This window comes from Microbacterium sp. NPDC057407 (assembly GCF_042803895.1).
Classification (GTDB): Bacteria; Actinomycetota; Actinomycetes; order Actinomycetales; family Microbacteriaceae; genus Microbacterium.
The window spans coordinates 26604-49345 of sequence record NZ_JBHVCA010000008.1 but is presented as its reverse complement, the minus strand read 5'-3'; the positions used below and the strand labels follow the sequence as shown (position 1 = coordinate 49345).

The 22742-nt window shown below is 70.9% G+C and carries 21 protein-coding genes; 8 read left to right on the top strand and 13 right to left on the bottom strand.

Annotated elements, in window-relative coordinates:
- Positions 1-59: 59 nt before the first annotated feature.
- A complete protein-coding gene (locus tag ACFUTX_RS16070) occupies positions 60-1061 on the bottom strand; it encodes a LacI family DNA-binding transcriptional regulator (RefSeq protein ID WP_378866977.1) in 1002 nt (333 codons plus the stop codon).
- A gap of 625 nt (positions 1062-1686) precedes the next feature.
- Here ACFUTX_RS16070 and ACFUTX_RS16065 point away from each other — a divergent pair.
- The 6 genes from ACFUTX_RS16065 to ACFUTX_RS16040 all read left to right on the top strand — a co-directional run bounded on the left by ACFUTX_RS16065 (position 1687) and on the right by ACFUTX_RS16040 (position 8984).
- On the top strand, positions 1687-2679 hold the full coding sequence (locus tag ACFUTX_RS16065; protein WP_378866974.1) for an ABC transporter substrate-binding protein: 993 nt from the start codon (positions 1687-1689) through the stop codon (positions 2677-2679).
- Between the two features lie 103 nt (positions 2680-2782).
- Positions 2783-4318 (top strand): sugar ABC transporter ATP-binding protein, encoded by a 1536-nt coding sequence (locus tag ACFUTX_RS16060; RefSeq protein WP_378866971.1) that lies wholly within the window; start codon positions 2783-2785, stop codon positions 4316-4318.
- Complete coding sequence (locus tag ACFUTX_RS16055; protein ID WP_378866968.1) at positions 4315-5364, top strand: ABC transporter permease; 1050 nt, start codon at positions 4315-4317, stop codon at positions 5362-5364. Before ACFUTX_RS16060 ends, ACFUTX_RS16055 begins: the two co-directional genes overlap by 4 nt.
- Positions 5361-6380 (top strand): sugar ABC transporter permease YjfF, encoded by a 1020-nt coding sequence (locus tag ACFUTX_RS16050; RefSeq protein WP_378866965.1) that lies wholly within the window; start codon positions 5361-5363, stop codon positions 6378-6380. Before ACFUTX_RS16055 ends, ACFUTX_RS16050 begins: the two co-directional genes overlap by 4 nt.
- Positions 6381-6439: 59 nt before the next feature.
- Positions 6440-7957, top strand: a complete 1518-nt coding sequence (locus ACFUTX_RS16045; protein WP_378866962.1) for a sugar ABC transporter ATP-binding protein — start codon at positions 6440-6442, stop codon at positions 7955-7957.
- Positions 7950-8984: a LacI family DNA-binding transcriptional regulator gene (locus ACFUTX_RS16040; protein ID WP_378866959.1), complete on the top strand. Its 1035-nt coding sequence runs from the start codon at positions 7950-7952 to the stop codon at positions 8982-8984. Before ACFUTX_RS16045 ends, ACFUTX_RS16040 begins: the two co-directional genes overlap by 8 nt.
- Before the next feature lie 473 nt (positions 8985-9457).
- On the opposite strand, the gene ACFUTX_RS16035 is transcribed toward ACFUTX_RS16040, so the two are convergent.
- The 8 genes from ACFUTX_RS16035 to ACFUTX_RS16000 form a co-directional block, all read right to left on the bottom strand.
- Positions 9458-9934, bottom strand: coding sequence for a hypothetical protein (locus tag ACFUTX_RS16035; protein ID WP_378866956.1), 477 nt, complete (start codon positions 9932-9934; stop codon positions 9458-9460).
- Positions 9935-10481: 547 nt separating this feature from the next.
- A complete protein-coding gene (locus ACFUTX_RS16030; protein ID WP_378866953.1) occupies positions 10482-11492 on the bottom strand; it encodes an NADP-dependent oxidoreductase in 1011 nt (336 codons plus the stop codon).
- A 96-nt stretch (positions 11493-11588) separates the two neighbouring features.
- Positions 11589-12179, bottom strand: a complete 591-nt coding sequence (locus ACFUTX_RS16025; RefSeq protein WP_378866950.1) for a fasciclin domain-containing protein — start codon at positions 12177-12179, stop codon at positions 11589-11591.
- 109 nt (positions 12180-12288) lie between these two features.
- Positions 12289-13092 (bottom strand): anti-sigma factor, encoded by an 804-nt coding sequence (locus tag ACFUTX_RS16020; protein ID WP_378866947.1) that lies wholly within the window; start codon positions 13090-13092, stop codon positions 12289-12291.
- Positions 13079-13627: an RNA polymerase sigma factor gene (locus tag ACFUTX_RS16015; RefSeq protein ID WP_378866944.1), complete on the bottom strand. Its 549-nt coding sequence runs from the start codon at positions 13625-13627 to the stop codon at positions 13079-13081. The genes ACFUTX_RS16020 and ACFUTX_RS16015 overlap by 14 nt, the downstream gene beginning before the upstream one ends.
- 37 nt (positions 13628-13664) lie before the next feature.
- Positions 13665-14177 (bottom strand): class F sortase, encoded by a 513-nt coding sequence (locus ACFUTX_RS16010; protein ID WP_378866941.1) that lies wholly within the window; start codon positions 14175-14177, stop codon positions 13665-13667.
- Positions 14178-14305: 128 nt separating this feature from the next.
- A complete protein-coding gene (locus ACFUTX_RS16005; RefSeq protein WP_378866938.1) occupies positions 14306-15127 on the bottom strand; it encodes a DUF4397 domain-containing protein in 822 nt (273 codons plus the stop codon).
- An 89-nt stretch (positions 15128-15216) separates the two neighbouring features.
- Complete coding sequence (locus ACFUTX_RS16000; protein WP_378867016.1) at positions 15217-16575, bottom strand: pyridoxal phosphate-dependent decarboxylase family protein; 1359 nt, start codon at positions 16573-16575, stop codon at positions 15217-15219.
- A gap of 165 nt (positions 16576-16740) precedes the next feature.
- Between ACFUTX_RS16000 and ACFUTX_RS15995 the strand changes: the two genes are divergently transcribed.
- Positions 16741-18057 (top strand): cyanophycinase, encoded by a 1317-nt coding sequence (locus ACFUTX_RS15995; protein ID WP_378866935.1) that lies wholly within the window; start codon positions 16741-16743, stop codon positions 18055-18057.
- A gap of 56 nt (positions 18058-18113) precedes the next feature.
- Here the strand turns inward: ACFUTX_RS15995 and ACFUTX_RS15990 are convergent, their stop codons facing one another.
- A complete protein-coding gene (locus ACFUTX_RS15990; protein ID WP_378866932.1) occupies positions 18114-18701 on the bottom strand; it encodes a TetR/AcrR family transcriptional regulator in 588 nt (195 codons plus the stop codon).
- Positions 18702-18764: 63 nt separating this feature from the next.
- On the opposite strand from ACFUTX_RS15990, the gene ACFUTX_RS15985 reads away from it, so the two are divergent.
- Positions 18765-19550 (top strand): SDR family NAD(P)-dependent oxidoreductase, encoded by a 786-nt coding sequence (locus ACFUTX_RS15985; RefSeq protein WP_378866930.1) that lies wholly within the window; start codon positions 18765-18767, stop codon positions 19548-19550.
- Positions 19551-19756: 206 nt separating this feature from the next.
- On the opposite strand, the gene ACFUTX_RS15980 is transcribed toward ACFUTX_RS15985, so the two are convergent.
- The 3 genes from ACFUTX_RS15980 to ACFUTX_RS15970 are packed head-to-tail and all read right to left on the bottom strand — an operon-like array spanning position 19757 to position 22732.
- Entirely contained in the window at positions 19757-20455 is a 699-nt protein-coding gene (locus ACFUTX_RS15980; RefSeq protein ID WP_378866927.1) for a potassium channel family protein, read from the bottom strand.
- Positions 20448-21827, bottom strand: a complete 1380-nt coding sequence (locus ACFUTX_RS15975; RefSeq protein ID WP_378866925.1) for a TrkH family potassium uptake protein — start codon at positions 21825-21827, stop codon at positions 20448-20450. The genes ACFUTX_RS15980 and ACFUTX_RS15975 overlap by 8 nt, the downstream gene beginning before the upstream one ends.
- 47 nt (positions 21828-21874) lie before the next feature.
- On the bottom strand, positions 21875-22732 hold the full coding sequence (locus tag ACFUTX_RS15970; RefSeq protein WP_378866922.1) for a MurR/RpiR family transcriptional regulator: 858 nt from the start codon (positions 22730-22732) through the stop codon (positions 21875-21877).
- Positions 22733-22742: the final 10 nt, after the last annotated feature.

The following is a 22742-nucleotide window of genomic DNA, read 5'->3' as shown; positions in this document are numbered from 1 at the left end:
CGACACGCCGCGACGCGCGGCGGGTCACGCCGATTCCGCGCCCCGAACCCGGATGCTGGTCAGGGACGGCGGGGCGGGGCCGTCGATCCGCGGACCACGAGGGCCGGGGGCGCGGGGGACGCGGCATCCGTCATCGACAGCACCGCCGCGACGCCGCGACGCGCTTCGCCCAGCAGGTCGAGCCGCACCGTCGTCAGGGCGGGGGCGTAGAACGCGGCGTCCGGGTTGTCGTCGAAGCCGGTGATGCTGACGTCCTCGGGCACCCGTAGACCGGCCGATCGGAGCCCCGCCATGAGGCCGAGCGCCATCTGGTCGTTCGCGACCGCGACGGCCGTGAGCCCGTCGGCGCCCCGCACAGCGACGGCGATGTCGGCCGCGAGGCGGGCGGCGGCCTCGGCGCTCCAGTCGCCCGACCAGCGCGGTCCGGGATCGAGGCCGGAGGCCGCCAGCTCGGCCACGGCGCCCTCGTCGCGGGCTGTGGCTTCGATCCATTCGTCGGGTCCGGCGAGGCGCCCGATGCGGCGGTGGCCCAGCTCGATGAGGTGCCGCACCGCCGACGCGGCACCCGTGCGCTGGCCGGCCGCGGCGTCGTGCATGTGCAGTCCGGCGATCGCGATCCCGGGATACGCGGCGGTCAGCGACGAGAACGTGGGAGCGTGCGGTGCGAGCACGATGAGTCCGTCGACGCCTTGCGACAGCAGGCGGTCGGCTGCGGCGGCGACGGATGCCTCGTCCGCAGCATCCGCGTATGCCGTCGCGATCCACCGGCCAACCTCCCGCGCGGCGGATTCGAGGGCGGCGATGCCGACCGCCGGTCCGTACAGGGTCGCGTCTGACGCGATGACGCCGATGGTGCGGGTCGTGCGGGTGCCCAGCGTGCGGGCGGCGTTGTTCACCCGGTAGTCGAGCGCCGTCATGGCCGCGACGACACGCTCGCGCGTCTCGGGTCGCACGTTGAGCTGGCCGTTGATGACCCGCGACACCGTCTGGGTCGAGACTCCGGCCGCGGCCGCGACCTCGCGCACCCCCGCACGGGAGGGTCGGGCTTTCGCGTCGCTCATCGCGCTCACCTTAGCCCGTCCCGCGCTCGAGACCTCTGCCCGCGCCCGTTCGGGGCGCCCAACCCGCGCGACACGCCGAACCACCCCGCGCGTCGCGCGCACACCACGCCCCAAACCCGATTCCCTGGCTCGGCGCACCCCCAGCACCCGGGCACCCTCGCGCCCCCCGGCCCGGCGCACCCCCGGGCCCGGCCGTTCGGGGCGCGCAACGCCCGCGACGCGCCGAACCACCCCGCGCGTCGCGCGCACACCACGCCCCAAACCCGATCCCCTGGCTCGGCGCACCCCCAGCACCCGCCGTTTGGGGCGCGGTGAGGCGTTCGGGGCGCGATCTGCCTCGCCCCGAACGCCCCGATGCGCCCCAAACCCCCCGACGCACGCCACCCGGAGTCCGCGCCCGCCCCCACAGGCGCGGGATGGCCGGTCGATGTGATCCCTCACTTTTCGTAAGGAGAGCGGCGAGCAGGGCCAGTCTCGCAGACGCCTGTTACAAGAATGTTACCGCTAACACTCTTCCGTCTCGGCAAATGTGAGGGCTAACATCCGTGCAGCGGGTCCCGCGCTGAAGCGGGCCGCACGCAACAGCGCCGGCAGCGATGCCGGACCAGAACGAGGAGGTTTTGGCATGAAGAAGAAGACGCTTCTCGGCGGGTTCGCGCTCTTGGGGGCATTCGCCCTCGTCGCGACCGGCTGCGCAAGCCCCGGCGACGCCGGCGGTGACGGCGGGGACGGCGGCGGCGACGAGATCGTGACCGTCGGCTTCGCGCAGACCGGCTCCGAGTCGGGCTGGCGCTCGGCGAACACCGAGTCGATGAAGGAGGCCTTCTCGGAGGAGAACGGCTTCGAGCTCATCTTCAACGCCGCCGACAACGACACCGCGGCGCAGATCGCCGCCGTCCGCGACTTCATCAACCAGGGCGTCGACGCGATCGTCATCGCCCCGATCGTCGAGGACGGCTGGGACGACGTGCTGCAGGAGGCATCGGATGCCGGCATCCCGGTGATCCTCGAAGACCGCACCGTGTCGGCATCCGACGATCTCTACGAAGCCTGGGTCGGACTCGACTTCAAGAAGGAAGGCGTGATGGCCGGCGAGTGGGCCGCCGAGACGTTCGGCGACACCCCCACCAAGATGGTCGTGCTCGAGGGCACCACCGGGTCGGCTCCCGCCAACGACCGCGCCGCCGGGTTCGACGAGGCGATCGAGGGCACCGCCATCGAGAAGATCGACTCGCAGACGGGCGACTTCACGCGCGACGGCGGCAAGACGGTCATGGAGGGCTTCCTCCAGAAGTACGGGGCCGACGGCATCGACCTGGTCTACGCCCACAACGACGACATGGCGCTCGGCGCCATCGAGGCGATCGAGGCGGCCGGCGCCGAGCCGGGCGTCGACATCCAGATCGTGTCGATCGACGCGGTCAAGGACGGCATGCAGGCCCTCGTCGACGGGAAGATCAACTTCATCGTCGAGTGCAACCCGCTGCTCGGCGAGCTGGCGGCTCAGCTGGTGACCGATGTGCTCGCCGGCGAAGAGGTCGAGAAGAAGGTCTACGTCGAGGACCAGTCCTTCACCCAGGAGCAGGCGGCCGAGGTCATCGACAGCCGCCCCTACTGAGCACGCGACGCATCCTGTAGCAAGGTAGGTCGAAAGCGCGTCCGCCGAGGGCTCCTGCAGCCTCGGCGGGCGCGCCGACGAGGAAGCTCCGAAAGGCTGAATCATGTCCGCGGACACCGCAGTCCACCCGGTCGTCGAGATGACCGGCATCACCATCGGATTCCCGGGAGTGCTCGCCCTCGACCGCGTCGACTTCGTCCTGCGGCCCGGCGAGGTGCACTCGCTCATGGGCGAGAACGGCGCCGGCAAGTCGACGCTCATCAAGGCTCTCACCGGCGTCTACCGCATCGACGACGGCGAGATCAGGGTCGGCGGCGAGCGCCGCCGGTTCACCAGCACGGCGGATGCGCAGGATGCCGGGATCTCGACGGTGTACCAGGAGGTCAATCTCTGCGCGAACCTGACCGTGGGCGAGAACGTGATGCTCGGACACGAGCCGCGCACCCGGGGGGCCATGGACTGGAAGGCCACGCACCGTCTGGCCCACCAGCACCTCGCGAGCCTCGGGCTCGACATCGACACCCGCACCACCCTGTCCAGCCACTCCATCGCCATCCAGCAGCTCGTCGCGATCGGGCGCGCCATGGTGCTCGATGCGAAGGTGCTCATCCTCGACGAGCCGACCTCGAGCCTCGACCGCGGCGAGGTGGAACGGCTGTTCGCGGTGATCCGCGACCTGCGCGACCAGGGCGTCGCGATCCTGTTCGTCAGCCACTTCCTCGACCAGGTGTACGAGATCTCCGACCGCATCACGGTGCTCCGCAACGGGCAGCTCGTCGGCGAGTACCGTGCCGATGAGCTTCCGCGCGGCGAGCTGGTGACGAAGATGATCGGCCGCGAGTTCGACGAGCTGACCGCCCTCGCGTCGGTCGCCGACCGCGCCATCAACCGGTCGGGCACGCCGGTGCTCCGAGCGAGCGGGATCGGACGCCGGGGCGTGCTCGACCCCGTCGACATCGACGTCTACGACGGCGAGGTCGTCGGCATCGCCGGGCTGCTCGGCTCGGGGCGATCCGAGCTCGTGCGTCTGCTGTACGGCGCCGACCGGTCCGACAGCGGCCGGCTCGAGGTGGAGGGGCGCGCCGTCAAGCACGCCACCCCGCGGCACGCGATCGACAACCGGGTCGCGTTCTCGTCCGAGAACCGGCGGGCCGAGGGCATCATCGCCGACCTCACCGTGGCCGAGAACATCATCCTGGGCATCCAGGCCCGGCGGGGGGCGATGAGACGGATGCGTCGGGCCGAGGCATCCGCCATCGTCACGGAGTACATCCAGGCGCTGGGCGTGCGCCCGGCCGACCCCGGCATGCTCGCGGGCAACCTGTCCGGCGGCAATCAGCAGAAGGTGCTGCTCGGGCGCTGGCTGGCGACGATGCCGGAACTGATCGTCCTCGACGAGCCGACCCGCGGCATCGACGTGGGAGCCAAGGCCGACATCCAGCGCAAGGTCGCCGAGCTCAGCGCCGCCGGCCTGTCCGTCATCTTCATCTCGTCGGAGCTCGAGGAGGTGCTCCGCCTCGCGCAGCGCGTCATCGTGATGCGCGACCGGCGCAAGATCGGCGAGCTCGACTCGAGCGACACCGACCTCGACGGGCTCATCGACTACATCGCCAACACCTCCGAGGGGGCCGCCGCATGAAGACCATCGTGAGGCACCGGCTGTTCTGGCCGTCGGTCGCGCTGCTGGCGCTCATCGCGATCAACACCATCGCCCGTCCGCAGTTCATCCTCGTGACCGTCCGCAACGGCGAGCTGTACGGCGCGCTCATCGACATCCTGCGCAACAGCGCCCCGCTGATGCTGGTGGCGCTCGGGATGACGATCGTCATCGCCACCCGGGGGATCGACCTCTCCGTCGGCGCCATCATGGCGGTGTCGGGCGCGGTGGCGCTCACCATCATCGACGGCTCATCCGACCCGGGCGGGCTGGGCACCGTGCTCGTCGCGCTCGCGGTGGCGCTCGCCGTCGCGCTCGTGCTGGGGGTGTGGAACGGGTTCCTGGTCGCCGTCGTCGGCATCCAGCCGATCATCGCCACGCTCGTGCTGATGCTCGCGGGCCGAGGGGTCGCCCTCCTCATCACGGAGGGCTTCATCACGACGGTCAACAGCGAGCCGTACGAGTTCATCGCCACGGGGTACCTCGTCGCACTGCCGTTCGCGTTTCTCATCGCCGTGGCGGCGATCGCGGTCGTCTCGCTCATCGAGCGGCGGACCGCGCTCGGGATGCTGACCGAGGCGGTCGGCATCAACCCCGAGGCCAGCCGGCTCGCGGGGGTGCGGGCGCGGGGCATCGTCTTCAGCGCCTACGTCGCCAGCGGGCTGCTCGCCGGCATCGCGGGCATCATCTACAGCTCGAACATCCGCGCCGCCGATGCGAACGCCGCCGGCCTCTTCATCGAGCTGTACGCGATCCTCGCGGTGGTGCTCGGCGGCACCTCGCTGATGGGCGGGAAGTTCACGATCGCCGGCACGGTGATCGGCGTGCTCATCATCCAGACCCTGGAGGCCACCATCCTGTTCCTCGGAGTGCCGTCGGCGCAAAGTCCCGTGTTCTTCGCGATCGTCGTCATCGTCGTCGTGCTGGTGCAGTCGCCGCGGCTGCACAGCTGGGCTCGCACCGCGATCCGTTCGGCGCGCGCCCGAACGTCGGCGGATGCCGGCGCCCGAGCGGGGGTGGCGTCATGACCCGGGTGCTCGAGGCGCCCACGCGTCGCACGACGACCGCGTCGCGCTACTCCACCTTCATGTCGCGGCACGCCTCGCTCATGCCGACGTTCGCGGCGGTCGCCATCCTGATCGTGCTGCTGATCGGCGCGCAGGCGCGCTTCCCCAGGTTCCTGAGCCCCGGCAACCTGTCGGCGCTGCTGCTCGACAACGCGTACCTCGTGGTCCTCGCCGTGGGACTGACCTTCGTCATCCTCACCGGCGGCATCGACCTGTCAGTCGGATCGGTGATGGCCTTCACGGGCATCCTCGGTGCCAGTCTGCTCGCGCAGGGCATCCCGGCCGTCGTCGTGATGCCCGTGATGATCGTGGCCGGCGCGCTGATCGGCCTGCTGATCGGCATCCTGGTCCAATACTTCGGCGTGCAGCCGTTCATCGCCTCGCTCGCGGGACTCTTCCTGGCCCGGGGCCTCGCCTTCGTCGTGAGTCTCGCGTCGATCCGGGTCGAGGATCCGGCCGTGCTGTGGCTGCAGCGCACGAGATTCAGCGTCGCCGGCTGGTACATCACGCCCACCGGGATCATCGCGCTGCTGGCCGTGGCGATCGCGTTCGTGGTGCTCGTGTGGACGCGGTTCGGCCGCACCGTCTACGCGATCGGCGGCGGCGAGCAGTCCGCGCGGCTCATGGGCCTCAACGTGGCCCGCACGAAGGTCACGGTGTACGTCATCAGCGGCATCTGCGGTGGACTCGCGGGGCTGCTGCTGACCGCGTACTCCGGCGCGGGCTACCCGCGCAACGGCATCGGCACCGAGCTGGATGCGATCGCCGCGGTCGTGATCGGCGGCACGCTGCTCACGGGCGGCACCGGCTACGTGCTCGGTTCGCTCGTCGGCGTGCTGGTGTACGGGACGATCAAGAAGGTCATCTCGTTCATGGGCGCCGAGCAGGCGTGGACGCAGATCATCATCGGGGCCTTGCTGCTGCTGTTCATCGTGGTGCAGCGCGTCATCGTGGCCCGCTCGCAGCGCCGCAGATAGCGGGCGACATCAGCATGCCGCACAGCGGTCGCGGCCTCCTCCGTCGGGATAATGGCCTGATGGAGGAGGCACCGCCGCTGCTGCAGCTCACCGGCGCGACCGTGCGCTTCGGAGCGGATGCCGCGATCGACCGCGTCGACTTCCGCCTCTTCCCGGGCGAGGTCCATTCGCTGATGGGTGAGAACGGCGCCGGAAAGTCCACCCTCATCAAGGCGATCACGGGCGCACTCCCCCTCGACGAGGGCCGGCTCGAGCTCGACGGCCGACCCGTCCGGTTCGCGTCGCCGCACGACGCGCAGCGGAGCGGGATCAGCACCGTCTACCAGGAGATCGACCTGCTGCCGAACGTCTCGGTGGCGGAGAACATCGCGCTCGGGCACGAGCCCCGTCGGGGGGGCGCGATCGACTGGCGGAGGATGCGGCGCGAGGCCCGCGAGACGCTCGCCGAGCTCGGACTCGACATCGACCCCGCGTCGCGCCTGGGCACGCACTCGCTGGCCGTCCAGCAGCTCGTCGCGATCGCGCGGGCGATCTCGGCCGACGTGAAGGTGCTGGTCCTCGACGAGCCGACCTCGAGCCTCGACCTCGATGAGGTGAGCGAGCTGTTCCGGGTCGTGCGCGAGCTGAAGGACCGGGGCGTGGCGATCCTGTTCGTCTCGCACTTCCTCGACCAGGTGTACGAGCTGTGCGACCGGGTGACCGTGCTCCGCGACGGCCGGTTCGTCGGGGAGTATCTGACGCGCGAGCTCCTCCGGATCGATCTCGTTCAGGCGATGCTCGGACGCAGCGCCGCCGCGCTCGAGGCGCACGCCCCCGCCGACGCACCGGCCGAGGGCGGCCGCGCGACCCTCACCGCCCGCGGCGTGACGGCGGGACCCGGCATCCGTGACGCCGATGTCGACCTCGCGGAGGGCGACGTGCTGGGGGTCGCGGGTCTGCTCGGGTCGGGCCGCACGGAACTCGCCCGCGCCCTCACCGGCATCGATCGCCTCGACAGCGGTGTCATCCGCATCGAGGGCGCCGCGAAGGGCCCGCACGGACCCCGCTCGGCCATCTCGCTGGGGGTGGTCTATTCGTCGGAGAACCGTCGCACCGAGGGCATCATCAGCGATCTGAGCGTGTTCGAGAACATCACGCTCGCGCTGCAGGCCGATCGCGGCATCCTTCGCCGTATCCCCCGACAGCGGCAGCGCGAGCTGGCGGCGAGCTGGGTCGAGGCGCTCGACATCCGTCCGCCCGATCTCGACCGCCCGGCCGGAACCCTGTCGGGCGGCAACCAGCAGAAGGTGCTGCTCGCGCGACTGCTCGCCCTGTCGCCGCGTGTGCTCGTGCTCGACGAGCCGACGCGCGGAATCGACGTGGGAGCCAAGGTCGAGATCCAGAACCTCGTCGGCGAGATGGCCGCCAACGGGCTGTCGGTGATGTTCATCTCGGCCGAGCTCGAAGAGGTGCTGCGCGTCGGCCACCGCGTGGCGATCCTGCGCGACGGCCGCATCGTCGACACCCTCCCCTCCGACCAGCTCACCGTCGACTCGCTGCTCGCGCTCGTCGCCCGACCGGACGAGATCGATGAGTGAGACGCGAGCGGGCGCCGACGACGGCGGCAACCGCGCGGCGAACATCTTCGACGTGGCGCGGCTCGCGGGCGTGTCGCACCAGACCGTGTCGCGGGTGATCAACGACCTGCCCAACGTGCGTCCGGCGACGCGGGCGCGCGTCGAACAGGCGATCGCGCAACTGCGCTACAGCCCCTCGCCCGCGGCTCGCGCCCTGGTGACCCGCCGCACGCGCACGATCGGGCTGGTGACGCCGGGCATCTCGGACTACGGGCCGACCTCGATCGCGACCCACTTCAACTTCGCCGCTCGCGCCGCGCGGTACAGCGTCGACACCGTGAGCGCCCTCGACCCGGATCCGGCGGCGATCCGGGGCGTCGTCGAAGGCCTCCTGCGGCAGCGCGTCGATGCCATCGTGCTCATCGTCGTCGACGTGGGCGTGCTCGAAGTGGTGCGCGGGCTCGATCTCAGCATCCCGCTCGTGGCCGCGACATCCTCCCCCCGGCGCAGCCCCCTGATCGTGTCGATCGACCAGTACCGCGGCGCCCGCTCGGCCGTGCGACATCTCGCGGAGCTCGGCCACACCCGCATCCTGCACCTCGCGGGTCCGCTGCGCGCCCCGGACGCGCTCGAGCGGATCCGCGGCTGGCGCGAAGAGCTCTCGGAGCGGCGGCTGCAGATCGTCGAACCCGTGTCGGGCGACTGGACGGCGGCGAGCGGGTTCGCGCGCGGGCGCGAACTCGACGTCGAGCCGGGGTCGGCGATCTTCGTCGGCAACGACCACATGGCGATCGGGCTGATGTCGGCCCTGCGGGAGCGCGGTCTGCGGGTGCCCGAGGACGTCAGCGTCGTCGGGTTCGACGACGTGCCCGAGGCGGGCTACCTGTATCCCGCGCTCACGACCGTGCGTCAGGACTTCAGCACCCTGGGCGAGCTCATCATGCAGAAGGTGCTCATCGCCGTCGAGGAGCCCGACAGCGTCACCGAGGACACCCCGATCCCGACGCACCTGATCGTCCGGCAGTCCACCGCGCCGCCCGGTTCCTGACCCGGTGTTGTTCCGCCGTTCGGGGCGCCGGTTCGGCGGGTCCCGTCGTTCGGGGGGGGTGCGGCACGGCGAAGCTCGGGCGCCTCTCTGGGCGTCCTCGCTTCACTTTCAGAACATGCACGAGACCGCATGCTCGTACAACCCCGACCTGATATCGCGACGGGCGGACGCGTCAATTGAATCCGTAGGTACGACTGCGATCTCGATGACGGAAGCGTCAGGAATGGGTGCATCGGCGCATGCCGCGACAATGCTCCAGACGGATTGGCCGAACTGGTCCGGTCGGTAACGTGGGGGCAAGCCCACGCGGGGGGAAGCATCCTGTACCAGATAGGTGATCTCCGAAGGCAGGTCGTCGGCTACGGCCGCGAACGACTTGCCCACGAGGCTGGACGCGAGCGGTGCCGGTTCAGGGGCGCATCCGCTTATGAGCAGCATGGTCGCGCCGATCGCGCACGCTTTGCGAGCACCCGTCATACGCAGTAGATGTGCGTCCGAGACGGATTGAATGCGGTCAGCCATCCGGTCTTCTGAGTCTTGCTCAAGCCGATCCCGACGTAGGTGATCTTCTGTATCTTGTACTGCCACTTCTCTCCGATGGGATACGCGCGGTAGATCCGTCCCGCGGGGAGCGGAGGCGAGCTGCATGAAGTTCCCACGGACACGGAAGTCGCGGCGTCGATTCCCAAAGACGCGGTCACCGCGCCTCGCGTCATGCCGTAGGCGAGGGAAACGCTTCGCGTCGCTGTCTTGCCCGTCGAGATGCTGCACGTCGACCCCTTGGTGCCGACCTTGCAGGAACCGATCATCTGTCCCATGTTCGTCCAGTACCGGTTGATGACGGACTTGTTGACGACGCTCGTCACGATCTTGGGAGGGGCGGTGCTGCGGTGAGCATCTACGGCGTCGCCTATCGAGAATCCCACCGCCGAGGCCGCGACGATTGCCAAGGTGACTCCTTAGGGTAAGACTTTCAATCTTCTGCTTTTCCAGAGCGACATGAAAGCAACCTTAGCAACTTATTGCTTCTCCATTGACCGCGCCGAGGGTAGCCCGCGCGAGTACGCCGCCCGAACGCGCGAACGCGCCCCGAACTCCTCGGCCGGCGGCCACTTCGGGTGCGGGCGCGTTCCTCTCTCGACACGTCGAACCAGCCCGCGCGGCGAGCCGGGATCGCGCCCCGAACCCGACCAAACGCGAGGTTTGGGGCGGGTTAGGTCGTTCGGGGCGGGCTCGAACGCGCCCCGAACGCGCCAGCGCGCCCCAAAACCCCTCGATCTCACGGCCACCCCGGGTTCGGGGCGCGTTTCTACCCCGACATGCCGGCCCAGCGGGCGAGTCAAGCCCGTAACGCGCCCCATACCCCTCGATCTCGCGTCCACCCCGGGTTTGGGGCGGGTTACTACCCCGACACGCCGACCCGCCCCGCGCGTCGTGCAAAAACCGCGCCCCGAACGCGGATGAACGGATGCCCGGGCGCCGGGGCGCGACGCGCGGTCAGCCCGCGCCGTACCCGCTGTTCATCGCCTCGTGCACGTCGCGGGCGCGCAGGGTGCGGTAGCGGCTGACGGGGTTGGTCGCCAGCACCACCTTGCCGCGGGAGTGCAGCTTCGCGAGGTCCTCGTAAGCCTCGACCAGCTCGTCGAGCGGGTACATGCCCGACACCAGCAGCCGGAACGCGCCGCGCTGCGCGAGGTCGAGCAGCCGGGTCAGCTGGGCGGTGCCGTGGGCGACGGATGCCTCGTCGTCCTCGAGCAGCCGCAGCTCGACGTCGCGTCGGTCGGCGCTCGACCGGTACCGCGTCGGCGCCACTCCGAGCTCGTCGGCGATCTCGCGTCCGTCCTTACCGAAGTTGTCGATGTAGGCGTGTACGGGACCCTCGGCGGCGCGGCGGATGCGGTCGACGATGCCGTCGCCGTACTTCACCGGGCGGATCCCGAGCTGCCGCAGATAGTCGAAGTTCCGCTCGCCGCACGTGCCGATGACCCGCGCGCCGCGGTGCTTGGCGATCTGCGCCTCGATGCTGCCCACGCCGCCGGCCGCCGCCGAGATCACGACGGTGTCGCCGCTCCCGATCTGCAGCTCGTCCAACGTGTCGAGGGCGGTCGCGCCCGCCAGGTACAGCCCACCGGCCACCTCCCACGGCACTCCGCGCGGTTTGGGCGTGACCGCGCCGACCGGCACGTTCATGCGGGTGGCGTGCGCGCCCGCCCGCACGTGCCCGACGACCTCGGCGCCGGGCCGGATACCGACCGTGTCGGCGGCCACGGCGGTCACGATGCCGGCGAAGTCGCTCCCGGAACGGCGCGGCCAGGGGTCGTCGGTCCAACTTGTCTCGCGGCCGTTGCGGAGGAACACCTCCATGTGGTTGATGCCCGTCGCGATGATCTCGACGCTGATCTCACCGGGTGCGGGCGGGGGCAGCTCCGCCGTGCGCATCGACAGCACGTCGGCGTCGCCGTAGTGGTCGTACTCGAACCACGACGCCTGCTGGGTCTTCGTCTTCATTGACGCCTTCCTCTCACTCCGGATGATGAAGGGGGACGGATGCCGCGGCCCGGCGCCGCTGGGGGACAACCCCGGGCCGCGCACCCTGGCGGGGGATCAGGACGCGGGGACGAGAACCCGGTCGATGGTGTGGATCACGCCGTTGCTGGCCTGGATGTTGATGGCCCAGAGAACCAGCCGGGGGTCGGCGAGGGACGGCGTCTCGTCGCGCAGGGTGATGCCGCGCGGCTTGACGATGCCGCCGTTGGCCATCGTGAGCGACTTCGAGGTGAGCACCTTGATCGGCCCGAGCTTCTTGCCCGCGACCACGTGGTATCGCAGGATGTTGGCGATCTGGTCGCCGGTGAAGGCGGTGGTGATCGTGGTGAGAGCCGCGGCCTCGGATTCCGGCGCCGTGCCGGTGAGGTCCTTCACGAGCCGCAGGAACGCCCGGTCGTTAGGAGCGAAGACGGTGAACTTCGTCGACGTGTCGGCCAGCGTGGCGTCGAGCCCGGTCGCGAGGACCGCCTGGACGAGCAGGTCGTAGTCGTAGGGATTGTTGTCGGGAGTTCCGCCGCCGGATGCGGCGACGGCCACATCCACGATCGTTCCGGGCGGCGTCGAGCCGCCGTGCGCCTGCGCGGGCGTGGCCGAGAAGACGAGGGCGGCCGCGGCGACCGCCGCGATGACCAGACGTGACTTCTTCATGTTCCGATCTCCTTCGATGCGAGTGCGGCGCCACCGGTCGGTCAGCGTCAAGGAGGTATTCGCCCGGGGAGGCGGCGTTGGATGCACCGCCTCCCCAGACGATTCGGAATCAGCTGAAGTCGAGCTCTCCGCGCACGATCGAGTCGCCCGAATGGGTCGGATCGCCGTCGAGCGGCTCCTGCGAGACGTCGACAAGCACGTAGTCGTTCAAGTCGACGTCTGCGGGCACCACGAACGTGCCCTCGGATCCTTCCAGCTCGCCGAGGCTCACGAGCGCCGAGGCGTCGGCCTTGATCAGCCACACTTCACGGAAGCCGTCTCCGCTCGCATCGGCATCGAGCCGCACCGTCACGGTCCGCTCGCCGTCGGGGAGCTCCGTGACCTGTGCTTCGCCGATCGCCCCCGGGTGGTCGGGGAACGCCGCGAGGGTCGCCGACGCGATCTCGATCGACTCCGGTGGCCTGACCAGGTTCCACACGCCGACGACCGCGAGCACCGCCACCAGGCTGGCAGCGAGGGTGAACAGGGTGCGCGTCAGTCGTGAGAATCCGCGTCGGCGGGGTGCGGGCGCGTCGGCAGGCGCCTCGGGCTGAGCGCGCGCGGGTTCGGCAGCCGCCTCGGGCTGCGCCGGTGCGGCCTCCGCGGCCACCGGCTCGGGCTCCGCAGCCTCGGGCTCCGCGTCCGCCGTCGCGGCCTTGGCGTGCACCTCATCGAGGATGCGGTTCCAGACGCGCTCGGGAGGCGACTCGAGGGTGCCGAGGCTCACCGTCGACCTGCCCACCGCCACAGTGTGCTCGAGCTCGGCGAGCTCGATCGAGCACTCGTCGCACGCCGCGAGGTGGTCGCGCTCGGCATCGGTCAGATCGTCGCCGAGGGCGAGGAGCGCGAGGCGTTCGGGGTCAAGATGCAACATGACGCACCTCCAATCGGCTGCGCAGGCGGGTGAGACTTCGTCGGATATGGCTTTTCACCGTACCCAGTGGCATGTCCAACCGGGTCGCGATCTGCTGGTGAGTGAGATCGTCATAGAACGCCAGGCGCACCACCCGCTGGGCGTCGGGCTCGAGCTGGTCGATCTCGTCGGCCAGCAGCAGCCGGTCGCCGAGGTCGATGTCGGGCGCGGTGGCCTCATCTGCGGCGGCGAACCTCTGCAGCTGCTCCTGCAGCTCGCGCACGCGGCGGCGTGCCTCGAGCGTGTCGGCGATGCGGCGGCGCGTGATCGTCACGAGCCACGTCGAGATCTTGCCCTTCTCGGGGTCGTACGACGCGCGCGAGGTCCACGCAGAGACGAACGTCTTCTGGGTCACGTCTTCCGCGTCCCCCCGGTCGCCGAGCAGTCGCAGGGCGAGGGTGAACACGATCGGCGACCAGCGCCGGTAGATCTGCTCGAGGGCGCGCTCGTCGCCGGCCCGGAACCGGTCGTACAACTCGCGCTCGTCGTCGTCCACGCTGCCTCCCCTGGTGTCGCCCGGCGCCATCGCCGGGTCATGTGATCGGGGTCGCGATCGCGACCACGTTATCGGCGTATCGTCCGGTGTTCGAGTCGAACGCTCCCCCGCACGTGATGAGCACGAGGTTGCGCGTGCCCGAGCGGGCGAAGAGATCGTCGACCGGGAGCTCCGCTTTCGGATAGTAGGTGACGCTCTCGATCGCGTACCGGTGCGCCTGGCCCGAGGCATCCGTCACCTCCACCGTCTCGCCGACGGCCGCGTCACGGAGCCGGCTGAACGGCCCGATCGGGAACTCGGGGGCGTCCACGTGCGCGGAGATGACGACGTTCCCGTCGGGGGCTGCGGGGTCGGACCCGAAGCGGTACCACCCGGCGATGGCCGGGTCGACGGGAAGCTCCATGAAGCCGCCCTCCTCCACCCCGACCTCGACGACGGGGACGTCGACGCCGATCGAGGCGACGACCACCCTCACCGGCGGGACGGGCCGCCGGACCGGAGACGGGGTGGCCGCCGCGATCGGCACCTCGACGGCCGGCGTTGGGAGCACCGTGACCGTCGGTGATGGCGCCGGCGCCGACGGGGCGGCCCCTGGGGGTGAGCCGCATCCCGTCAGCGCGAGGACGACCGCAAGAGCACCCCCTGCTCCTGCGGTCGCCCTGGCCATGGTGTGGAACCTCAGCGGTCTGCCCGGCTGCGTGCCACGCGGACCACGGATGCCGCGACCAGCGCTGCGACGAGGAGTCCGCCGACGAGCCACATCGCCTGCTGGAGCGCGTCCTGCTGAGCGAGCTGGCCGCCCGTGCCCGAGTTCACGCCGTCGGGCGCGGAGTGCAGGCCGGTGATGGTCTGGACGGCGAGGTCGAGGTTGTCGTCCTCGAGGCTGCCCCACGCGTAGACGATGGTCAGCACACCCTCCTGGATCTCGACGGGCGCCGGGCCGATGACCGGGTCGGTCGTGCCGGCGGCGGCGACGGACGCCTCGATGGTGCCGGCGGTGAGGTCGAGCGACGCCTCCTCCGGGTTGGCGAGGCCCTCGATCACGGGCGTGCCACCGGCGAGCACGTCGACGGCCGGAGCGGCCGCGTCGTGGCGGACGGTCAGGCGGCCCTGGCCGGCCGCGGTCGGCGACGTGTCGTTGACGTAGGGCGTGACGGTCGGGTCGCCGGCCTCGGTGAGGTGCGCGACGGCCGTGTAGTTCGTGCCCGCCTCGAGGGTCAGGGTCACGGGGCCGAGCACGGGCGAGCTGTCGTCGGTCGCGTCGGTCGCCGTCAGGGCGACCTCGTAGTCGCCGGCGGGCAGGTCGAGCGGACCGGCGAGGTCGCCGGGCTGGAAGTCGTCGAGCGTCAGTTCGCCGTTGACGTAGACGTCGACCGGGGTGTCGGGGATGCCGTGCAGCACCGACAGAACTGCGTTGCCGGAGGCTGCCTGCGCGGGAACGACCAGACCGAGGGCGGCGATAGCCCCGGCGGCGATACCCGCGAGAATCTTGTTTCGCACGGTTGTTCTCCTTCGTCGGGACGGCCCATCGCCGCCCATCACAGAGTCATTCCGGGCGCCGCACATATCTGGATGCAGCCGGACGAAATTCAACGCAGGGTGTCGAGGATCTCCCACAGGATCGCGTCGGTCGTGAGAGGCGAGATGATCGCGAAGCGGAGGATCGGCTCGCCGTCGTGCGAGCTCGGCACGACGAAGGCGCGCTGCTCTTCGAGCAGCCGGTCGGACCACGCCTGATAGTCATCGCGCGTCCACCCCTCGCGCCGGAACGCCACGACCGACAGGTCGGGCTCGCGCACGAGCTGCAGTCCGGGGCGTCGCCGGATCTCGTCCGCGACCCGGCGGGCGCGGGCGACGGCGTCGTCGATCGCGTGGCGGTACGCCTCGGTGCCGTGCACCGCGAGCGAGAACCACAGCGGCAGGCCCCGGGCGCGACGGGTGAGCTGGATCGCGAGGTCCGACGGGTTCCAGTCGGCGGACTCGGTGAGCGTGTCGAGGTAGCCCGCCTTCTGCGTGTGCGCGGCGAAGGCGACCGGGGGCTCGCGGTAGAGGAGCGCGCACGCGTCGAAGGGGGCGAAGAGCCACTTGTGCGGGTCGACGATGACGCTGTCGGCGAGCTCGACGCCGGCGAAGAGGTGCCGGGTGGTGGGCGCGAGCATCGCGGCGAGCCCGTACGCGCCGTCGACGTGCAGCCAGACGCCGTGCGCACGGGCGACGGCGGCGACCGAGGCGATGTCGTCGACGATCCCGAGGTTGGTGGTGCCCGCGGTCGCCACGACGGCGAACACCTCGCCGGCGGCCTGGGCGATGGCTGCGGCGACCGCTTCGCCCCGCAGGCGTCCTTCGTCATCGACCGGCGCGGGCACGACATCGACGTCCATCACGGCGGCCGCCGAGGCGATGGACGAGTGGGCCTCGGCGCTGCACACGACCGCCCAGCGCTCCGGCATCCGCTCCCCTTCGTCGCGCCGCCGCCGCCGCGCCTGCTCGCGAGCCGCCACCAGCGCGGAGAGGTTGCCGATGGTGCCGCCCTGCACGAAGACGCCGCCGGCGCTCGCCGGGAGCCCGAACTCGGACGCGAGCCAGGCGAGCACCTCGTTCTCGGCGAAGACCGCGCCGGCCCCCTCCATCCACGAGCCGCCGTAGACGGCCGAGGCCGACACCACGACGTCGAACGCGAGCGCGGCCTTCGTGGGCGCGGAGGGGATGAACGAGAGGTACGCCGGGTGGTCGGTCGAGATGCACGCGGGGGCGAGCACATGCTCGAACACCCCGAGCGCCCGTCGCGCACCGATCCCCTCGGCGCGGATCGAGTCGCCGGCCAGGCGCCGCAGGTCGGCCGGGGACTGCGGCCGGTCGAGCGGGACCGAGGGGTGCAGCGCACGGCGCCGGGCGTAGTCGAAGACGTCGGCGACGAGCGCCTCGGCGTCGGGACCGACCGTGTGCATGGCCGCCACCGGTGGCGCCGCGTCGGGCGCGGTGCGGGGCACGGGCGCGTCGGCGACCGGGGCGAGGGGAGGGGGCGTCATCGGCGACCTTCCGTCGAGGTGTAATGTGCGTTAGATTCTCACACAGCAGACCCGATTCTGTATCCGCTGTTTCAAAGGAGAACCATGCGCACCATTCACCCGACCACGGGGGTGGCGGTCGCGACGCTCGCGGTCGCGATCTCGCTCCTGCCCGCGGCATCCGCTGTCGCGGCACCCGCGAAGCACCCGCATCAGCCGTCCCCGCACGCCGTGCTCATCGGCGGGAACCTCGCCGAGAACGACGAGATCCTCCGCAGCATCGTCGACCTCGCCGACCCCGACGGTGCCGGTCCGGCGAAGGCCCGGATCGCCATCGTCACGGCCGCCGCCTCGGCGGCCCGCACCCCCGCGGACGCCGCAGACCCCACCAAGAACAACGCCGCCGCCAATGGCCTGTACTACTCCGAGCTGTTCCAGCGGTACGGGGCGGAGACCTACGCGGTGCCGATCGACAGCGGCGTCAACTACACCGGCGACCCCTACACGCCCGCACGGGCCGACGACCCCGAGGTGCGCGCGCAGGTCGCGGCATCCACCGGCGTCTTCTTCGGCGGCGGCGACCAGATGCGCTACGTGCGCACGCTCTTCGACTGCACGGATGCCGAGCTCGAGGCCTTCACGGACTGCACCGACACTCCCGTCATGAGCGCGATCCGCGAGGTCGCCGCCCGCGGCGTGGTCGCCGGCGTCAGCGCGGGCCTCACGATCCAGCAGGGACCCGACATGATCACGGGCGGTGAGTCGTACGAGGCCTGGCGCGACGGCGCCACCGCCGGCTACCTCGATGACCCCCGCACCCTGGGCTACCTGCCCTACGGCGGCTTCGGCTTCGTCGACGGGGTGCTCATCGACAGCCACTTCACGACCTGGGGACGCCAGGGCCGGGCCCCGAAGCTCGCGCTCGAGACCGGCCACCCGTTCGTGCTCGGCGTGGACGAGACCACCGCCGTGGTGCTCGACCGGCGCAGCGGCAAGGGCACGGTCATCGGCGAGAACGGCGCCTCGGTGATCGACGTCCGTGCGGCTCAGGACGACGGCGCCGGTGGCGTCACCGGCGTGCGCTGGAGCTACGCGAACGCCGGCGACACCATCGTGATCGGCGACGTCGTGTCGGTGAAGAAGGCGAAGAAGTCCGAGCCCGTGAAGCCGCGAGGGGCGGATGCCGCACCCCGCGCCGATGTCTGGGATTCGCTCGACGGGGCCGGCGGCGTCTACACGCTGCGCGACCTCGCCCGCGAGGTCGTCGCGTCGGCGTCGCGCACCGGGCAGGGGACGAGCTTCGAGTCCGGTCCGCAGTTCGTGAACACGCTCACCCGCGACGACGCCACCGCGGCGTGGCGTACACCGTCGGGGTCGGTGTCGTTCAGCGGCCTGCGGCTCGACATCACCGCCGTTCCGTAAGGCGCGGCCCAGGGCTGCCCGGCTCCTCGCCGCCGGGCAGCCCTCTCGCGCGCGGGTCAGGCCCGGACGCCGGCGGTGAGGAACGACAGCACGGCGTCCGCGGCATCCTGCCATTCCACGCCGTTCAGCAGGTCGGCGGTGGCGAGCGCGGCGACCCCGTGCACGGCGGCGAAGGCGACGAGCGCCTGCCGCTCCGCATCCCCCGCGGCCGCCTCGCCGCTCGCCTGCGCGGCGGTGAAGAGCTCGACGAGCCCCGTCATGCCCACGTGACTGGCGGCGACGAGCTCGTCGGTCGCCTCGGGGTGGTGCTTGGCCGCGTACATCACGTCGAGGATCGCGCCGTGCCGCACGGCGAAGGCGATGTACGCCTCACCGGCCGCGCGCAGCCGGTCGGCGAAGGGCCCCTCTCCCCCGGTCGCTCGGCCCAGCGCGGCGTTGAGCCGCGCGAAGCCCTCGACGGCCACCGCGTCGAGAAGCGCCTGGCGGTCGCGGAAGTGCCGGGCGGAGGCACCGTGGCTCACACCGACGTCGCGCGCGAGCCCGCGGAGCGACAGCGCCTCGACCCCGTCGGCGTCGATGACGTCCCACGCGCGCTCGAGCAGAGCGGTGCGGAGATTGCCGTGATGATAGGGAGCGGATGCCACGTCCCCACCCTACCGCGGATGTAGACGTTGACAACAATGCTGTCACTGTCTACATTGGGTGTCATGACCATGACCTATCGCGGAACCACTGCTCTCATCACCGGGGCGAGCTCGGGCCTGGGCGAGGAGTTCGCCCGCCAGCTCGCCGCACGCGGCGCCGACGTCGTGCTCGTCGCACGGCGCGCCGACCGGCTGCGCGATCTCGCGTCCCGGCTGGAGGCCGAGCACCGCATCACCGCGACCGCCCTCAGCATCGACCTCACGGCCACGGATGCGCCGTCGCAGATCCACCGAGAGCTCGAGAGCCGCGGCATCCGACTCAGCACCCTCGTGAACAACGCCGGCTTCGGCATGAAGGGCGCGTTCGCCGACGCCGACCCCGCCCGTGTCGCCGAGATGGTGCAGGTGAACGTCGCGGCGCTGGTGAACCTGACGCGTGAGTTCCTGCCCGACCTGGTCGCGGCCGGCAACGGCGCGCTCGTCAGCATCGCCAGCACCGGCGCCTACCAGCCGTGCCCCAACATGGCGGTGTACGGCGCCACGAAGGCGTTCGTGCTGAGCTTCACCGAGGCGCTCGCCTACGAGACGAAGGGCTCAGGGCTGTCGGTGCTCGCGGTCAGCCCCGGCGCCACCCGCACCGAGTTCTTCGACGTGGTCGGCACGCCCGACGCCGCCGTCGGCCGGTTCGAGACGCCCGAGAAGGTCGTCACCCGCGCGCTGTCCGAGCTGGACCGCAAGAACACTCCCCCGAGCTTCGTCTCGGGTCGCCTCAACGCGATCACCGCGGGATTGGTGGGCTGGATGCCGCGCCGAATGGCGCTCGCCATCTCGGGCCGCGTGCTGCGCTGACGCCCCGCCGGGGCGCTGTCCGCAGGTGTCGGGCGTGCGGGCTGGGTTCGGGGCGCGGATCGCGCGCGGCGCGCCGCCGCCCCGCCGTCCGGCGGGTCGGGTTTGGGGCGCGAGTTGCGCGCGACACGCCGCCCGACCCGGCGCGCCCCGATAGATCGGCGCCCCAAACCAAAATCGCAGCTGCCGCCAGGCCCCGATCCGCATAGTCACCGCAGCTGGGCGAAGTTCTCCGCGTCGCGGGTGGGCCCGACGATCAGCAGCGTGTCGTCGGGCTGCAGAACGGTGTCGTTGTCGGCGTTGCGCCACTCCCCGTCGTGCTGGAACGCCGCGATCGTGACCCCGTGCGTCTTGCGCAGGCCGGTGTCGCCGAGGCGCTGCCCGACGATCCGCGCCGGAACCGGAGCCTTCACCATCGCGTATCCGGCGGCCACCTCGATGAAGTCGAGGGCGGCCCCCCGCACGAGGTGCGCGACTCGGCGCCCCATGTCCTTCTCGGGGTAGATGACGTGGTGGACGCCGAGCTGTTCGAGGATGAGGCCATGCTGGTCGTCGACGGCCTTCGCCCAGATCACCGGCACGTCGAGATTCAGCAGCAGCGAGCACGTGAGGATGGATGCCGAGATGTTGCCGCCGATCGCCACGACGACGCGGTCGAACTCGTCCACGGCGAGCTGTTGCAGCACTTCCTGCTTGGTCGAGTCGGCGCGCACGACCTGGGTCAGCTGACCGTTCAGGGCCTGCACGAGGTCTTCGTCGAGGTCGATCCCGAGCACCTCGGTGCCCCCGCCCATGAGCTCGAGAGCGAGCGAACTCCCGAACCGGCCGAGCCCGATGACGGCGACCGAGTCCGCTTCGGCGATGCGGCGTGACGTGTCCGCCGCGCCGAACAGAGAGAACCTAGCCAATGGCGGGCCTTTCCTTGGGGAGTTCATACAGGATGCGGCGTTCCCGCAGCGCGATGGCGGACCCCAGTGTCAGCGGCCCGAGGCGTCCGAGGAACATCAGGACGATGAGCACGACCTCCGCCGTCTCGGGCAGGTTCGACGTGATCCCGGTGGACAGCCCCACGGTAGCGAACGCCGAGATCGATTCGAAGATCGCGCGGTCGAGGGCTTCGCCCGTCAGGAGCATGAGCAGGCCCGCCCCGGCGACGACCGCGGCGACGGCGATCAGCACCACGGTGATCGCCTGGCGGTGCACCGCGCGCGACAGGCGCTTGCCGAAGATGTTGACGGCTCCCTCGCCGCGCAGCTCGGTCATCATGATGAAGAACAGCACGGCGAACGTCGTCACCTTGATGCCGCCCGCGGTGCCGGCTGGACCGCCCCCGATGAACATGAGCACGTCCATGCCGAGCCAGGTCTCGTCGTGCATGGCGCCGATGTCGACCGAGTTGAAGCCGGCGGTCCGGGTCTGCACCGAGTGGAAGAACCCCGCGAGCACCCGCGCCCACGGGTCCAGTGGACCGAACGTGCGCGGGTTGTTCCACTCCAGCACGGTGATGTAGACCGTGCCGAGGATCAGGAGGACCACCGACGCCCACAGGACGATCTTCGTGTTCATCGACCAGTGCAGGGGGCGACGGAACTCCTTCCGCAGCTGGAACAGCACGGGGAAGCCCAGGCCGCCGAGGATGATCGCCGCGCAGAGTGGCAGGCAGATGAAGGGGTCGGCCACGAAACCCATGAGGTTGTCGCTGTACAGCGCGAACCCCGCGTTGTTGAAGGCGGAGACCGCGTGGAACAGGCCGTGCCACGCCGCCGCGCCCAGGTCGTACCCGTACCCGAGCAGGAACCGCGGGGTGAGGAGCACGAAGACGCAGGCCTCGATCACGAGCGACGTCAGCACGATCCCCCGGACGAGCCCGCGCACGTCGTCGATGCCGACCGCTTTCGCCTCGGCGGCCGTGTTGAGCCGGGACCGCACCGACAGCCGCCGGGCCAGGACGAGCCCGATCAGCGCCGCGAAGATCATGATCCCGAGCCCGCCGAGCTGGATCATCAGCAGGATCGCGACCTGGCCGAAGGGCGTCCAGTACGTGACGGTGTCGACCACCGTGAGGCCGGTGACGCAGACGGCGCTCGTGGCCGTGAACAGCGCCTCGACGAAGGAGGCGCCGCCGGGTCCCACCTTCGAGATCGGCAGCATGAGCAGCATCGTTCCGACGGCGATCGCCGCTCCGAAGCCGAGCGCGACCGCCTGTGCCGGGTGGATGCGCCGCCCCAGCGATGTCGCGATCCGCCACCTCGCCGTCCCCGGTCGGACGCGCTGCTCCACGCTGAGGACTCTACCCCCGCGCCAGCCCGCGGCTCGACGCCCAGACCTCAGTACAGGCCGAGGTCGTTCGCGGCGCGGTCGGCACGCGACATCCGCTCCACCGCCGCATCGCCGAGGCGGTCGAAGCAGCCGGCGACGACGGTCTCGACGAGCGCCAGGATCGGCGTCAGGGCGTCGAACGGCGACGGGGCCGCGGTCTCGCTCGTCAGCACGACGTCGGCGTCCGACGCGATCGGCGACAGCCAGATGTCGGTGAACAGCACCACCGACGCGTGCCGCGCGCGCGCCGCCTTCGCGAGGCGCTGCGTGTGCTCCTCGTACCGGCGGAAGTCGAACAGCACGAGCACGTCGCGCCGCCCGAGGTCTTCGACGAGCGCCGCGCGAGCGGACGGAGCCTCGGGAAGCACCCTCACCCTCGGCCGCAGCTGCTCGAGGTGCTGCGCGAGCACGCGTCCGAGAAGCCCCGAGTACCGTCCCCCCGCCACGAGAACGGAACCGGATGCCGTCGAGATGAGTTCGACGCACCGGTCGAGGTCGTGCGTGCTGACCTCGGCGAACGTCTGCTGAAGCGTGCGCTGCGAGATCGCCGCGGCGCGGTCGCGCAGGGTGCCGCTGTCGCCGTCGCGGGGACCCTGGCTCTGGTGGATGCGCAGCGGCGACGCCGACCGTTCGTCGAGGTCGCGCCGAAGCGCCTCCTGGAAGTCGGGGAAGCCCTTGTAGCCGAGTCTCTGCACGAACCGGAGCACCGTCGGGCCGCTGACGCTCGCGCGTTCCGCGAGGCGGGCGACGGTCTCGAAGCCGGCCGACGGGTAGGCCGAGAGGAGCACGCGCGCGACCTTGCGCTCGGCGGGCGAACAGTCGGCCATCCCACGCCGGATCGACTCCGCCATTCCGGCTTCGGCCATGTCGGGCACC

What these genes read in the sequence shown, in the direction of transcription:
- ACFUTX_RS15985 (WP_378866930.1), top strand. Translation starts at nt 18,765, where the DNA reads ATGACCATGACCTATCGCGGAACCACTGCTCTCATCACCGGGGCGAGC.
- ACFUTX_RS15970 (WP_378866922.1), bottom strand. Translation starts at nt 22,732, where the DNA reads ATGGCCGAAGCCGGAATGGCGGAGTCGATCCGGCGTGGGATGGCCGAC.
- ACFUTX_RS16000 (WP_378867016.1), bottom strand. Translation starts at nt 16,575, where the DNA reads ATGCACACGGTCGGTCCCGACGCCGAGGCGCTCGTCGCCGACGTCTTC.
- ACFUTX_RS16045 (WP_378866962.1), top strand. Translation starts at nt 6,440, where the DNA reads ATGGAGGAGGCACCGCCGCTGCTGCAGCTCACCGGCGCGACCGTGCGC.
- ACFUTX_RS16060 (WP_378866971.1), top strand. Translation starts at nt 2,783, where the DNA reads ATGTCCGCGGACACCGCAGTCCACCCGGTCGTCGAGATGACCGGCATC.
- ACFUTX_RS16020 (WP_378866947.1), bottom strand. Translation starts at nt 13,092, where the DNA reads ATGTTGCATCTTGACCCCGAACGCCTCGCGCTCCTCGCCCTCGGCGAC.
- ACFUTX_RS16050 (WP_378866965.1), top strand. Translation starts at nt 5,361, where the DNA reads ATGACCCGGGTGCTCGAGGCGCCCACGCGTCGCACGACGACCGCGTCG.
- ACFUTX_RS16040 (WP_378866959.1), top strand. Translation starts at nt 7,950, where the DNA reads ATGAGTGAGACGCGAGCGGGCGCCGACGACGGCGGCAACCGCGCGGCG.
- ACFUTX_RS16070 (WP_378866977.1), bottom strand. Translation starts at nt 1,061, where the DNA reads ATGAGCGACGCGAAAGCCCGACCCTCCCGTGCGGGGGTGCGCGAGGTC.
- ACFUTX_RS16030 (WP_378866953.1), bottom strand. Translation starts at nt 11,492, where the DNA reads ATGAAGACGAAGACCCAGCAGGCGTCGTGGTTCGAGTACGACCACTAC.
- ACFUTX_RS16025 (WP_378866950.1), bottom strand. Translation starts at nt 12,179, where the DNA reads ATGAAGAAGTCACGTCTGGTCATCGCGGCGGTCGCCGCGGCCGCCCTC.
- ACFUTX_RS16065 (WP_378866974.1), top strand. Translation starts at nt 1,687, where the DNA reads ATGAAGAAGAAGACGCTTCTCGGCGGGTTCGCGCTCTTGGGGGCATTC.
- ACFUTX_RS15995 (WP_378866935.1), top strand. Translation starts at nt 16,741, where the DNA reads ATGCGCACCATTCACCCGACCACGGGGGTGGCGGTCGCGACGCTCGCG.
- ACFUTX_RS16055 (WP_378866968.1), top strand. Translation starts at nt 4,315, where the DNA reads ATGAAGACCATCGTGAGGCACCGGCTGTTCTGGCCGTCGGTCGCGCTG.